Raw genomic sequence first — 11,907 nt, forward strand, 5'->3', positions numbered from 1 at the left:
CCTCCTTTGGGCGTCCGACATCGTCATCACTGGCGTGCACTCCCCTCAATCGGCACCGCCCTGATCACCGCCCGCGTCGCCCCCGGAATCGCCTTCTCCACCGAAGGCAACTGCGGCGCCTGCACATCCGGCATGGCCCAACTGCGCTCCGGCTGCAACTCCCCTTGGGCCCGGCGCATAAACTCATAGCGGTTCAACGTAACACTGCGCCCCGCTGCGGCGTCGCGGATGATGTAAGGCCGCAAAAACACCATCAGATTGGTCTTGGTCACACTGCGGCTTTCATTCCTGAACAACGCCCCCAATCCGGGGATATCCGACAACCACGGCACCGCGTCATTGCTCTGGCTATAGCCATCCTGCAACAACCCTCCCAGCACCATGATCTGCCCATCATCCAGCAGGATGCTGGTGTCGATCGCGCGCTTTTTGGTGACCGTCCCGGCCTCCACCGAGGCCCGTGGGTCGACACTGCTGACCTCCTGGTAGATATCCAGCTTCACCGTGCCGCCCTCGGAAATCTGCGGCCGCACATTGAGCTTAAGCCCCACCTCCTCGCGCTGCACCGTCTGGAACGGGTTATTGCTGGTTCCGCCGCCTCCGGTCACATAGCTGCCGGTGACAAAAGGAATGGTCTGCCCGACAAAAATACTCGCTGCCTCGTTATCCAGGGTCAGCAAGTTAGGCGTCGACAACACATTGGTGCCGCCCTTGCTCTTGAGTGCGCGGGCCAGGACCTTGAGGTCGAGCACCTTGCCGATCCCCGGAATGTCGACGGTGCCGTTGACCAGGCCGATATTCAGGCCCTTGGGCAGCACGTCGATGCTGGTCTTGCTGGTGGGTGCACCATTGAGTCCACTGCCACCGAGATTCACCCCGCCAAACCCGCCCTTACCTCCCAGATTGCCCGCCTGCCACTGCACCCCGAACTCGCTGGCATCGTCCTCACCCACTTCGACGATCAGGCTTTCGATCACCACCTGGGCCCGGCGCTGGTCGAGCATGTCGATGACTTCCCGCAGGTTGCGGTACAACGGGTCAGGCGCCGAGATCAGCAAGGTGTTGGTGGTAGCGTCCGCCTGGATCGTCACGCCACCGGCACTGAACGCGGTGTTCTGGTCGCTTGCCGAAGGGCTCGCACCCTGGCTGCTGGAAGCACTGGCGCCCTGGCCGTAGCCACCGCTGCCCGAGGAGCTGCCACTGCCGGTGGGCGTGCCGCTGCTGTTTTGCGTACTGCCCTGGCCGCCCTGCGTGCTGCCGCCCATGCTGCTCAGTTTCGAGCGTCCGTTGTCGCTGGTGCCGCTCTCGCTTTCACCGGTCAACAAGCCGCGCAGGGACTGGGCCAGCTTGCCGGCCTGGGCGTTGCGCAGGTACACCACGTGCATATTGCTCGGGTTGCTCTGGGCATTGTCCAGTTTGTAGATCAGGTTGCGCGCCAACTCCGTGCGCTCCGGGCTGCCCGCGCGGATGATGATCGAGTTGGAGCGCGGGTCGCCGATCACATTGATTTTCTGGGTCTGGTCGGCGCCCTGGTTTTCCAACAGTTCGGAGACCATCGCCGCGATGTCCACGGCAATGCCGTTCTGCACCGCCACCACATCGGTGTCGATAGCGCTTGGGGTATCGATGCCGGCGATGATCTGCGCCACCCGTGTCAGGTTCTCGGCGTAGTCGGTGATGACAATGCTGTTGTTGCCGGGGTATGCGTTGATTGGGTTGTTCGGCGAAACAATCGGGCGCAGTACCGGGATCAAGTTGACCGCGTTTTCGTATTGCAGGCGAAAGGTGCGGGTCTGCATACCATTGCCGCCCGTGCTGCCTGGGGCATAGATCGGTCCACCCAACAGTTTGGCATCGGCCTCCGGCACCACCTGAGACACCCCGCCAACGTCCACCACGCTGAAGCCCTGCATCCGCAGCGCCGCCAGCAACATGTCGTAGGCCTGGTGCGCCGGTACCTGACCTTCACTGACCAGGGTCAGGTTGCCCTTGACCCGTGGGTCCACCAGAAATTGCTGGCCAGTGGCACGAGACAAAGCCCGCACCACCGCCTGGATATCGGCGTCGACAAAGTTCAGTTGCACCGGCTGGTCACCCAAGGGGTTGGGCACCGTTCTGCTGGGGGCGACGGCATGACCACGAGCGCTGTTGGTCACCGGATGCTGCACCCGAGGCCGTTGCTCCGGGGTACTGAGCATCGTTTTATGGTCAAGCGTTGTGTCGCCGCTACGTCGGGTATCGGCCAAAGGCTGGCCCAGCTCACTGTCCACCAGCAAGGGCTTGGGGGTCGGTGATTGGCCGGTGCTGCACGCACCCAATGCCAACAGCAACAGGGGCGCGACCGTGCGGCGACGCGCAGCGTTGGAAACAGACCACTTCATGAAGCTTCCTTAGCGCCAGGCGCCTGATCCATGCGAACGGTGCCGGACAATGTGCCGGCCGAGTCTTCAGCGGTGGCCGTGCCCGTCCGTTGCAGGCGGGCCTCGGACACGTCCAGGGAAAATGCGCGGGTGTTGTCCAGCAGCCAGCCCACAACCGCCTCAGCCGGAGCCTCTTGAAAGGTCAGACGCCAACTGCCGGGGGCAGCGCTTTCGGCGGTCTCTAATTGATAGCGTCCCTTGAGCCCGGCGTCGTCGAGGGCCTGACGCAGGGCGGCCTCCAGGTCTTGCCCGGCGAGCGCTCGAGGGTTTGGGGTGGCGGTCTGCAACAACGCCTGCAAGGTCTCGGCCTGGGCCCGCAATTTCGGGGTCTCGGCTTGCCAGTAATCGAGCTTCTTCAGCGGTGGCTGGATCAGCAGCAGCCACGACAACAGGCCAATCAGCACCAAGGCTGCGCCGATGAGCAAGCGTTTTTCCCGCAAGGCCAGGCCGTTCCAAAACACCTGGCCCTGGCTGCTCAGGCGCTGCCAGCGGGCGCGATATGCAAAATTATTCATCTTCATCATCGTCGTCTCCGGCAGACTCATCGGTGTCGACCTGCTCGGTGGCCGGGACGAGGGTCCAGCCCTGGTCGTCGCGAGTGGCGCTAAAACCGGCCTCGGCCAACGCCGCTTGCCAGTCACCCTCCACGGCTGGGCTGCGACTGTCAGCCAGCAGACTCAGGTGCAGCCGACCTTCTTCGAAGACCAGGGTTTCGACGCTGCCCACCATGAACGGCATGTTGCTGCCCGCCAGCTGCAACAGGCTGGTAAAGCGCTGACCAGGGTCGCCGGCCGCGCCATTCTGGCGTGCGGCCAGTTGCTGGCGAGCCTGCTGCAACGGGTTGAGAATGATCGACAGTTCGGGGAAGGTTTGTTTGACCTGCTCACTCATGTGCGCCTTGAGTCGTTGCCCTTCATCCACTTGGCGCGCGGCATACAGGTTCAGCCCCAGGGTCCAGACCACCAGCGCCAACGCGCTGAAGGCCAGTGCCCTGCCCCAGCCGGCGGTGCCTGCATCCGCTGCCTTGAGCCGGCCATGCAGGCCCCAGGTCGGTGGCGTGCCACTCAACTGCGTTGCGCCTTCGGCCACCTGATGCAGGTCAGCACCGCTGCGCATCAAGTCATCCAGCGCCTGCGGCCCCAATGGATGCACCGCGCCCTGTTGCAAACTGTGGCGCAGCAACAACTGTTCATCGACCAGCGCGACGGTCAATTGCCCTGCGGCAGGTACCGGCAAGGCATAAGGCGCCGGGTACAGGCCGCGCACGTTCAACTGCGCCTGAGTCAAGACCCGGTTCAACTGCTCAAGGCCAGCCAGGGGCAGCCAGCCCACCTGAACCAGGCCGGTAGTCTCCCGAGGACCGTGGGCGACGTGCATCTGTTCGATCGGCCCCAGAATCAATGCCTGGGCCGCACACGCAACCGCCGCAGCCACTTTTGCCGACGGCAACTGCGGTAACTCCAAACTGGCCAATTGGCTGTCCCGAGGGTGCAGAAAGCACTCGGCCGTCACTGCCTTGTGCGCCTGACCCAACTGCGCCAGGCTGCTACGGCCTTCACCTGTGACGCGTCCGGCACGGTCCAGACGGACGAATTGCACCAGGCTTTCGACACTTAACTGATCCAGCGGCGGTAAGGCAATACGCAGGCGACTCATGCACCCACCCGTGACCAGATCACCTGGGGCTGTCGGTCTTCGGGGCGATACAACAGCGCGTCAAGCGTGACCCGGCGCTGCTCATGCCGGGCTTGGCCCTGGAGGCGAAACCATTCACTGGTAATCCCCACCTGAACTTCGTCCATTGCCACCTGCGGCAAACGCAAGCGGTTGACGAAGTCCCCGCGATTGATGAACCAGCGCCCGCCGTCACGCTCGCCCACCAGCGCTCGCGCCCGGGACAGGTCGAGCCCTGGCACCACGGCACTGAGCACTTCGGCGCTGGCGGTGTTGCCATTGACCCAGGTATTGCCGGGCAACACGCTGATATACGCCGCCATCCGTTGCAGCAGGCGCGGGCCCAGGCCGTCGATATCCGCCAGGTCTTCCAGGCTGCGCAACATCGGCCGCTTGGCCGGCAACACTTCGTCATTCGCCCCAGGGGACGTGTCTCGACCGCTATTGAGGCCAGTGCCATTGCTACTTGATTTGCTCAAGCGCTGATCATAGGAACTGATCACCCGCTGGCTGATGCGTTGACTGAGAGCGGCGTCGACCCCGATCAACTGGCACAGGCGCTCGAAACTTCGTAGTTGCGCCACATCCACCTGTTGACGGATGACCAGGTTGCTCAGGTTGAACTTGCCTTGCTCATCGACCAGATGCCCCTCGAAGGCCGCTCCCAGGTTCGCAGCCTTGGGCCCGACAATGGGCCTGGCCCAAGGTTGGTCAAGCCGGGTCAAGACATCCCGTTGACGCGCATCCCAAAGCATCTGGCGGCTGATCTCCAGCCCGCCCTGCAACACCCAGCGGCCCTGGATACGCAGTTGCTCGGCTTCCAGGCTACGCGTGAACACGGTCTGCCGGGTGAGCATGGCACCGGCGATGACCGCAACCACGGCGGCGATCAGCAAGGCACTGATGATCGCCATGCCACGCTGTGAACGGAGGTTCATCAAAGTTGCCAGGAACCGATATCGGCATTCACACCGTCACCATCCGGTTGGCCGTCAGCGCCCAGGGAGAACACATCGATCTCGCCATTGGCGCCTGGGTTGAGGTAGTGGTAAGGCCGACCCCAAGGGTCATTGGGCAAGCGTTCCAGGTAGGCGCGCCAGTTGCTGTCTTTGGCATTCGCCGGGCGCTCCACCAGCACCTTCAGGCCTTGGGTTGCGGTCGGGTAACTGCCGTGGTCGAGGCGGTAGAGTTTCAGCGCCTGCATCAGCCCGCCGATGTCTTGCTTGGCGGCCGTGGCCCGCGCCTGGTCCGGTCGATCGAGCACCTTGGGCACCACCATCGCGGCCAGGATTCCGAGAATGACCACCACCACCATGATCTCGATCAGGGTGAAGCCACGCTGGCCGCGAGGGCCTGGCAACGGGGACGTGAAGTGCGCGATATCCATCTCGACATTCCTAGGCTTGAGTGCTTTTCGCCGCGCAGTGTTGCAAGAACACATGTCAGTCGTATTGATAATCCTCGGGAGCTTTAGTCACCAATCGGTAAAGTTGCGGCGCTAGTCTGCGGGGCTGTTTCCCGGCCAGGAGCACGTCATGGGCGGCCCTCGCAACGAGCAAGGCTTTACCCTGATTGAAGTGTTGGTGGCGCTGGCGATTATCGCCGTGGCAATGGCCGCAGCTGTTCGCGTGGCGGGCTTGATGACCCAGAGCAATGGCTTGCTGCGGGACAAGTCGATGGCCCTGTTGGCGGCCCAGAGCCGCTTGGCGGAGTTGCGCCTTGAGGCCCGTTTGAGCCCCGGCAAGAAGGTCTTCGAGTGTGATCAGGGCCGACTCAGGCTGCGCTGCGAACAGGTGATCAATCCCAGCGCTGATGGCCGGCTGTTCAGGGTCAGTGTGCAGGTGCTGGACAGCACCCGCGAAGCCCCGCCCCTGGCGCGCCTGGAAACCTTATTGGGGCGGCCGCCCTTGAAAGCGGCGCAGTGAGCGAGGTTACTGCCGAGTGAGCGTTGGCAAGGCCGGACCGTCTGGCAGCGTGGCGAGATTCACCCGGACCTTTTCGCTGCCGCGCTCGATCACCACCCCATCGCCTTCAATAGCAGCCAAGCGTACCCCTGGGCTGAGGCGTTCTCCCGACAGAAAGCTGCGGGGCGGGCCATCGTTGAGGCTGAGGATCGCCACCGCGCCACGGGCCCCGGCCAGCACACCCGTGACCTTGACGTCCAGCGGCGCCGGAACATTGGAAAACCATTGTCGCGCCGGGTTGTCGCTATGGGCGGCCAGCGCCTGGGGCGTGATCGCCGGCGTGTGGGACTCGGCGGACGTCAACAATAGCGACGTCCAGGTCACCACTCCGGCCAGTACCGTCAGCAACGCCAACGCCTGGACGGCCTGGGCGGGTGAAAAACGATGGGCGAATGCCATGGGCGGGACCTCCTGTTTGTCCGTCCCGACAGCCTACAGGTCAATTCGCACGTTTTTATTTCACAGACTCATCATGTTCATCGTGCAGGATCGAATTAACGCCAGGGAGCGCACCATGACCCGAATCAAACAACAGGGCTTCACCTTGATCGAGCTGATGGTGGTGTTGGTGATCATCGGCATCGCCAGCGCCGCCATCAGCCTGAGCATCAAGCCGGACCCGCTGCGCCTGTTGCGCAAGGACGCCGAGCGTTTGAGTCAGCTGTTACAGGTGGCCCAGGCCGAAGCCCGTGCCGACGGCCGGGCAATCACCTGGCGGGCAGACGCCAAAGGCTTCCGTTTCAGCCGGCCGACAGACGACGGCTTGGGCTTGGAGTTCTTCAACCGCGACGAGCAACTGCGTCCGCGCCCCTGGGACAGCACGCCAATGCAAGTACGCATCGAGCCCCGGCAACTCCTGATACTCAATGCCGAATGGATCAACCCGCCGCTGCAAGTGGTGTTGTCCGACGGGCAACACAGTCTCAGCCTGCAACGGGACGCGGCTGGACTACTGCGGGTGGTGAACCAGCCATGAAGAACCGGCAGAACGGTTTCACGCTGATCGAGGTCATGGTGGCGATCATGCTGATGGCGGTGGTCAGCCTGATCGCCTGGCGCGGCCTGGACAGCGTCACCCGCGCCGACAGTCACTTGCAGGCCAGTACCGAACAGACCGAAGTGCTGTTACGGGCACTGAATCAGCTGCAGCAGGACGTCAGCCTGCGGGCCGGGATTGAGTTGGCGCTACCGGACAACGCCGAAACGCCGGGCCCGGCTCCGGGTGCCCTGCCAGCGTTGACGGTGCGCAGTTCCGACAGCAAGGGCTTTCGCCTGGAGCTGATCCGCAGTGCGGCGAATCCGAGTACCGGCTTGCAACGGGTACGCTGGTGGCTCAAGGGCGACACCTTGTACCGGGCGATTGCACCGCCACAGGACCGGTATCCACTGCCCGCGCCTCGGGATGCGGTGGCGGTGCTGAATCAGGTGAGTGATGTGCAGGTGCGGGTCTGGGATGCGGACAAAGGGTGGCGGCAATTGAGCGGGAATCGGCAGGAGAATCCGCTGGGAATGGAGATCAGTCTGGTGCGTGAGACGCCTCAGGGGGTTGAGCGGTATCGGCAGGTGTTGGGGCCTTTGAATTAATGGGGTTGGCTCTACAGCCAGAAACCTAACTCAACAACACCACCCCACCCGGCAACTCCGTGCACTTGGCACCATAGGCATCACGGATCAGCAACGCCACACCCGCCAACTGGTTGAGGTTGAAACGCGCCTGCACCCGCCGCTTGCCCAGCTCGGCATTGAGCAGCACCAGCATCCCCGGGCGATAACGGTTGATCTCGTCAATCACCGTGTTCAGGGTCGCGTTGTTGAACACCAGTACCTGCTCGCGCCAGGCGATCACCGCCTGGGTATCCACGGCCACCGGTTCACCCAGCCCGGCAGCGTCGTAACTCAACTGGCTACCGCTGCCCAGGCGGACACTGCGCCCGGCGACCTGCACCAACAGTGAACCGTCGATGCAGGTCACGCAGACGCTGTGATCGGTATTGCGAACATTGAAGCGCGCCCGGGCGGCAGTGACCCAGCCGGTGCCCGCCTGAACCCTCAGCGGCTGCGCGGCACCGGCCATCACCTCGACCTCTCCTTCCAGCACCTCGATGCCCTGCTCGCGGCGACTGATACGGGTCTGGGTATTGAGCTCCAGGCTGACGCCGTCACCCAGCTCGACCCGGCGTTGTTCACCCACCTCGGTGCGATAGTCCGCCGTAAGCCCTGCAAAGCCACCGGGCACCGTGAACCGCACCATAAACAACGCAGCCGACGCCGCAATCGCACCGCCCAGAAAAGCCCGCCGCCCGAAATGACGCGGTTGCTGCTGCTCGGCGGCAGGCGCCAGTTGGTGCCACAACACCTTGGCCTGCTCGAAGGCCTGGGCATGCTCCGGGCTCTGGGCGCACCACTGGCGTAAGGCCTTGGCATCGGCGACAGTGGCCTGGCCCGAGGTCAGGAGAACCAGCCAGTCCCGGGCTTCGCCGCGTAGCTGGCTGTCGGGTATATCCCGAGCGGTGGGGAGGCTAAAAATATTCAAGCGCGCAGGTACTCACGGATTTTTCCAGGGACTCAACACTTAAGACGGTTTTCCGGCACCGGGACCGAACCGCTGGATCACTTTTCTTTCCAGGCGCTGTGCGCAGTGCCCCAGGGCGGCCTTGATTTCCTTCTCGACCATGCGGGTAGAGATGCCGAAACGCTGGGAGATTTCCAGGTGCGGCGCCTCTTCCAACCGAGCGGCAATGAGGATCTTGCGCCTCCGCGCCGGCAGCTCGTAGAGGGCCTTGACCAGTGACTGGATTTCTTTCTGGCCACCCACCACCCGTGAGGGATCCTGGGCTTCGTCCACCGTAAGCAGCAGCTCTTCGACTTCACTGCCGGTCAACAGTCGGGCATCCGCCTGGCGCCGGTCGGCGGCGATGTTCAAGGCCATGCGGTACAGGTAGGCATTGGGTTGCAACAGGTTTGGCGGTTCGTCCATGCGGTCAACCCGCAGGTAGGTTTCATGCAGGACATCGTTGGCCAGGTCTTCCGACCCCAGGCGTTTGCGCAAGCGCACCCTGAAGTCCTCGTAGGACGCCAGGAACAACCTGACCATCGGACTGTGCCCGGTGTCTTTCATGCCCCCGGAACTCCTTCCCCTGTTGTGCATTCCATGCGTTTTCCTGTGGTGTCGGGCATCAGAAGTAAAGTGACCGGCAAGCGCAACGAGCTGGGTGCCGGACGTTCGACTTGGGTACTGGCGAGGGTGCGTACCAGTACCTCGTCGCGCTGAAGATCACCGGTTGAGGTGACCAGGAAACTGTGTTCGATGAGACCGTCGTGGTTGACCCACACCTGAACCAGTGCGCGAAAGCTGCCCGGGCGGGTCAGCGGCGAACGGCACAAGCTGCGCTCGATGGCCCGTTGCAGGGCCGTGGCGTAGCTGCTGTTGATTCGCGCCGTGCCGCGCGCCTTCGACCCCCGAGTCGACGCAGGTGCACTGACCTCGGGTACTTGCAGGGTGAACGCATCGCTGCGGGCATAACGCGCCATCAAGCCAGTTCCTGTCAGTAATACGCCCAAGGCCTGCGGTGCACTGTAACGCCCGTGCACCCCAATCGAACGCCGTCCCCGCGTCAGCTCACGGTCCACCAGCACCGCCATCCCGGTGGCCCGACTGAAGGTTTCCAGGGCTGGTGCCAAGTTCTGTGCCGACAGGTCCAGGTTGATCAAAGGCGACACTTCGAGCGGCGCCGCACGCACCGCCACCGGTAACGCCAGAAACAGCAGGAGCAGGCAACAGCCCGCGAAAGCCGCGTGCCTCCAAGCCCCCCGCTCGACCTTTGCTCTGCATCGCTGCACGGCTGACGTGTCCTAGAAAACCGTCATCCTGAGGCCAGTTTATGAATCTGATGTTACGGTGATTGCAAAAAAAACATCACCGTTTCGCCAAGTGCCGTGCACTACACTTGCAGCCCATAACGGCTTACTTCTTCGAGGCCGCATGGAGGCGAAAAATGAAGCTGCTCCCGACCCTTGCCGGCCTGTTGCTGTGTGCAGGCTTGCCGTTGATCGCCCACGCCGAAGAGGCTCCGAGCGGCTGTACCGAGGTCAAGGTCGATGGTTACAAAGCGCCGGACTATGGTTGCCTGAGTCGGCAGATGGGCAACGACCCGCAGGCAGCCAAGGCCACGCAGAAGAATAAGGAAGCGCAAAACGTGCCTATCGAAAAGCGCCCACCGAATCAGATCGGCCTCTCGACGCCGGCCGCCACCAGCGTGCGCATGGGTAATACGTTCGGCACGTCGGTCAAACCGCAGCGGCCATGATCAATGGCTGCCCTGGCGCCGATACAAGGTCAGCCCCAACGCCAGCACCACCAGGATGCCCGCGCAACTGCGGTTGACCCACTGCATCACCCTGGATGAAAACCTGCGCATGGCGTGGCGCCCCCCGATGGCGTAGACGCTCATCATCACGCAGTCGATCAGCACGCTGATCACCGCCAATATCAGGTACTGCTGGGCGACAGGTTCGGCAGGCTGAATGAATTGCGGCAGGAACGCCGAGAAGAAGATCAGCCCCTTGGGATTAGACAGCCCGACGAACAACGCCCGCAGGAACGCCGAACGTCCACTCGCGGTGCTCGTCACTTCAGACGCGGACAACGCCCGGGTGGGCGCGCGCCACAACACCCAGGCCAAGTACAGCAGGTACAGCGCGCCCACCCATTTGACCAGCGAGAACAAATGCTCGCAAGCCTGGAGCAATGCCCCCAGCCCCAGACCGACGGCGCCAATCAACAGCAGGTCGGACAAGGCCGCGCCTGCAATGCCAAAGCCGGCGACACGCATGCCCCTGGAGGCGCCATTGCTCAACGCCAGGAGCATTGAAGGCCCCGGCGTCATCATCACGGCGCTGACGGCGAGAATGTAGAGAAGCAGCGTTGAAAGGTCCATCGTGGCAAGGCTCCGGCGTGGGTGGCGGATGGTCAATGTAGCCGACCGCCAGACGGAATGCAGCCACCCTCCTCTCTATGGACGTGCCTGGCACTCGCCCCACACCTCACGCATCAGGTCCTTGAGCAGCAACGCTTCGGCCCAGCGATCGCTGATGTCGCGCCCCTCGCTCCCCGTTATCGCGTAGGGCGGCGGCCCCAGCTCACAGGTAAAAGACAGACTGTCGGGCCGCTCGGCGCGGGCCAGCCAATCCTCGATTCCGTAGCGCCACCAGCCGAGGAAACGCTCCAGCCAGGGTCGATGCTGGGGGAAGCTCAAGGGCACCTGGACCTGCTCACCGTTGGAAACCCGGCCATGGAAACCCCAACTGTGGCGCAAAAGAGTACGAATTTGCTCATCGTCCTCGGCTGCTCCCGGTTCGGGTAACTCACGACCGACCACGTAATGGGACAGGTCAGCCAACAACTTGAGATCCGGTATTTCTTCCAGCAGGTCGAGGGTAAACAGCAAGTCGCTGGTCAGACGATAACGATGGGTTTCCAGCAGGATCGGAAAGTCCACCTGTTCGGCCAGGCGTTGCCAACCTTCGATCAGCTTGATCGCCTGAGCCAGGGTGCGTGGCCGGATATCCGCTTGCAGGGTGAGGTGATGACAGCCATGACGGCAAGCCACATCCAGCGCTGCCGCCAGGTCATCCACGCTGCGAGGGAACACTTGGCCTTCGATCTGCAGGCCGCAGGCCTTGGCGGCAGTGTGCAAGCTGGCGGCATACCGGGCATTCCAGAAATGATCGGTGATGCCGTCGTAGCCGGCCGCGGCAATCTTCTCGAGCTGTGCTTGCAGGGGCAGCTCACACTGGCCACGGTGATCTTGCATGGCCCACAGGGATTGAAATATCAGGAACTCACTCAT

The 11,907-nt window shown here is 63.0% G+C and carries 15 protein-coding genes; 4 read left to right on the forward strand and 11 right to left on the reverse strand.

What is annotated here, in order from left to right; genetic code table 11:
• Nucleotides 1-26 precede the first annotated feature (26 nt).
• From gspD to gspG, 5 genes are read right to left on the reverse strand one after another with little or no spacing between them, the layout of a single operon-like run.
• Nucleotides 27-2,381 (reverse strand): type II secretion system secretin GspD, encoded by a 2,355-nt coding sequence (gene gspD / locus HKK55_RS12480; protein ID WP_169354961.1) that lies wholly within the window; start codon nt 2,379-2,381, stop codon nt 27-29.
• A complete protein-coding gene (gspM, locus tag HKK55_RS12485) occupies nt 2,378-2,944 on the reverse strand; it encodes a type II secretion system protein GspM (RefSeq protein ID WP_169354962.1) in 567 nt (188 codons plus the stop codon). The genes gspD and gspM overlap by 4 nt, the downstream gene beginning before the upstream one ends.
• Entirely contained in the window at nt 2,928-4,076 is a 1,149-nt protein-coding gene (gene gspL, locus HKK55_RS12490; RefSeq protein ID WP_169354963.1) for a type II secretion system protein GspL, read from the reverse strand. Before gspL ends, gspM begins: the two co-directional genes overlap by 17 nt.
• A complete protein-coding gene (gspK, locus tag HKK55_RS12495; RefSeq protein WP_237151346.1) occupies nt 4,073-5,032 on the reverse strand; it encodes a type II secretion system minor pseudopilin GspK in 960 nt (319 codons plus the stop codon). The genes gspL and gspK overlap by 4 nt, the downstream gene beginning before the upstream one ends.
• Complete coding sequence (gene gspG, locus HKK55_RS12500) at nt 5,032-5,481, reverse strand: type II secretion system major pseudopilin GspG (RefSeq protein ID WP_169354964.1); 450 nt, start codon at nt 5,479-5,481, stop codon at nt 5,032-5,034. The genes gspK and gspG overlap by 1 nt, the downstream gene beginning before the upstream one ends.
• A gap of 148 nt (nt 5,482-5,629) precedes the next feature.
• Between gspG and gspI the strand changes: the two genes are divergently transcribed.
• Nucleotides 5,630-6,019 carry a type II secretion system minor pseudopilin GspI gene (gene gspI / locus HKK55_RS12505; protein ID WP_169354965.1) on the forward strand — a complete coding sequence of 130 codons (390 nt, stop codon included), beginning with the start codon at nt 5,630-5,632 and terminating at the stop codon, nt 6,017-6,019.
• Nucleotides 6,020-6,025: 6 nt separating this feature from the next.
• On the opposite strand, the gene HKK55_RS12510 is transcribed toward gspI, so the two are convergent.
• Nucleotides 6,026-6,457 (reverse strand): type II secretion system protein N, encoded by a 432-nt coding sequence (locus HKK55_RS12510; protein ID WP_169354966.1) that lies wholly within the window; start codon nt 6,455-6,457, stop codon nt 6,026-6,028.
• 124 nt (nt 6,458-6,581) lie between these two features.
• Here HKK55_RS12510 and gspH point away from each other — a divergent pair, with 124 nt between their 5' ends.
• On the forward strand, nt 6,582-7,034 hold the full coding sequence (gene gspH / locus HKK55_RS12515) for a type II secretion system minor pseudopilin GspH (protein WP_178128880.1): 453 nt from the start codon (nt 6,582-6,584) through the stop codon (nt 7,032-7,034).
• Nucleotides 7,031-7,642: a type II secretion system protein GspJ gene (locus HKK55_RS12520; RefSeq protein ID WP_169354968.1), complete on the forward strand. Its 612-nt coding sequence runs from the start codon at nt 7,031-7,033 to the stop codon at nt 7,640-7,642. Before gspH ends, HKK55_RS12520 begins: the two co-directional genes overlap by 4 nt.
• A gap of 25 nt (nt 7,643-7,667) precedes the next feature.
• Here HKK55_RS12520 and HKK55_RS12525 read toward each other — a convergent pair whose 3' ends face one another.
• The 3 genes from HKK55_RS12525 to HKK55_RS12535 are packed head-to-tail and all read right to left on the reverse strand — an operon-like array spanning nt 7,668 to nt 9,817.
• Nucleotides 7,668-8,591 (reverse strand): FecR domain-containing protein, encoded by a 924-nt coding sequence (locus tag HKK55_RS12525; RefSeq protein ID WP_169354969.1) that lies wholly within the window; start codon nt 8,589-8,591, stop codon nt 7,668-7,670.
• A gap of 39 nt (nt 8,592-8,630) precedes the next feature.
• Nucleotides 8,631-9,176, reverse strand: a complete 546-nt coding sequence (locus HKK55_RS12530) for an RNA polymerase sigma factor (protein WP_169354970.1) — start codon at nt 9,174-9,176, stop codon at nt 8,631-8,633.
• A complete protein-coding gene (locus HKK55_RS12535; protein ID WP_237151368.1) occupies nt 9,173-9,817 on the reverse strand; it encodes an STN domain-containing protein in 645 nt (214 codons plus the stop codon). The genes HKK55_RS12530 and HKK55_RS12535 overlap by 4 nt, the downstream gene beginning before the upstream one ends.
• Nucleotides 9,818-10,053: 236 nt before the next feature.
• On the opposite strand from HKK55_RS12535, the gene HKK55_RS12540 reads away from it, so the two are divergent.
• Entirely contained in the window at nt 10,054-10,365 is a 312-nt protein-coding gene (locus HKK55_RS12540) for a hypothetical protein (protein ID WP_169354971.1), read from the forward strand.
• Here the strand turns inward: HKK55_RS12540 and HKK55_RS12545 are convergent, their stop codons facing one another.
• Nucleotides 10,366-10,995, reverse strand: coding sequence for a LysE family translocator (locus HKK55_RS12545; protein WP_169354972.1), 630 nt, complete (start codon nt 10,993-10,995; stop codon nt 10,366-10,368).
• A 75-nt stretch (nt 10,996-11,070) separates the two neighbouring features.
• A complete protein-coding gene (locus HKK55_RS12550; RefSeq protein ID WP_169354973.1) occupies nt 11,071-11,907 on the reverse strand; it encodes a sugar phosphate isomerase/epimerase in 837 nt (278 codons plus the stop codon).

Source organism: Pseudomonas sp. ADAK18 (assembly GCF_012935695.1).
Taxonomy (GTDB): domain Bacteria; phylum Pseudomonadota; class Gammaproteobacteria; order Pseudomonadales; family Pseudomonadaceae; genus Aquipseudomonas.

What these genes read in the sequence shown, in the direction of transcription:
- gspD (WP_169354961.1), bottom strand. Translation starts at nt 2,381, where the DNA reads ATGAAGTGGTCTGTTTCCAACGCTGCGCGTCGCCGCACGGTCGCGCCC.
- HKK55_RS12545 (WP_169354972.1), bottom strand. Translation starts at nt 10,995, where the DNA reads ATGGACCTTTCAACGCTGCTTCTCTACATTCTCGCCGTCAGCGCCGTG.
- HKK55_RS12530 (WP_169354970.1), bottom strand. Translation starts at nt 9,176, where the DNA reads ATGAAAGACACCGGGCACAGTCCGATGGTCAGGTTGTTCCTGGCGTCC.
- HKK55_RS12510 (WP_169354966.1), bottom strand. Translation starts at nt 6,457, where the DNA reads ATGGCATTCGCCCATCGTTTTTCACCCGCCCAGGCCGTCCAGGCGTTG.
- gspK (WP_237151346.1), bottom strand. Translation starts at nt 5,032, where the DNA reads ATGAACCTCCGTTCACAGCGTGGCATGGCGATCATCAGTGCCTTGCTG.
- HKK55_RS12520 (WP_169354968.1), top strand. Translation starts at nt 7,031, where the DNA reads ATGAAGAACCGGCAGAACGGTTTCACGCTGATCGAGGTCATGGTGGCG.
- HKK55_RS12540 (WP_169354971.1), top strand. Translation starts at nt 10,054, where the DNA reads ATGAAGCTGCTCCCGACCCTTGCCGGCCTGTTGCTGTGTGCAGGCTTG.
- HKK55_RS12550 (WP_169354973.1), bottom strand. Translation starts at nt 11,907, where the DNA reads ATGAGTGAGTTCCTGATATTTCAATCCCTGTGGGCCATGCAAGATCAC.
- gspI (WP_169354965.1), top strand. Translation starts at nt 5,630, where the DNA reads ATGGGCGGCCCTCGCAACGAGCAAGGCTTTACCCTGATTGAAGTGTTG.
- gspM (WP_169354962.1), bottom strand. Translation starts at nt 2,944, where the DNA reads ATGATGAAGATGAATAATTTTGCATATCGCGCCCGCTGGCAGCGCCTG.
- gspL (WP_169354963.1), bottom strand. Translation starts at nt 4,076, where the DNA reads ATGAGTCGCCTGCGTATTGCCTTACCGCCGCTGGATCAGTTAAGTGTC.
- gspG (WP_169354964.1), bottom strand. Translation starts at nt 5,481, where the DNA reads ATGGATATCGCGCACTTCACGTCCCCGTTGCCAGGCCCTCGCGGCCAG.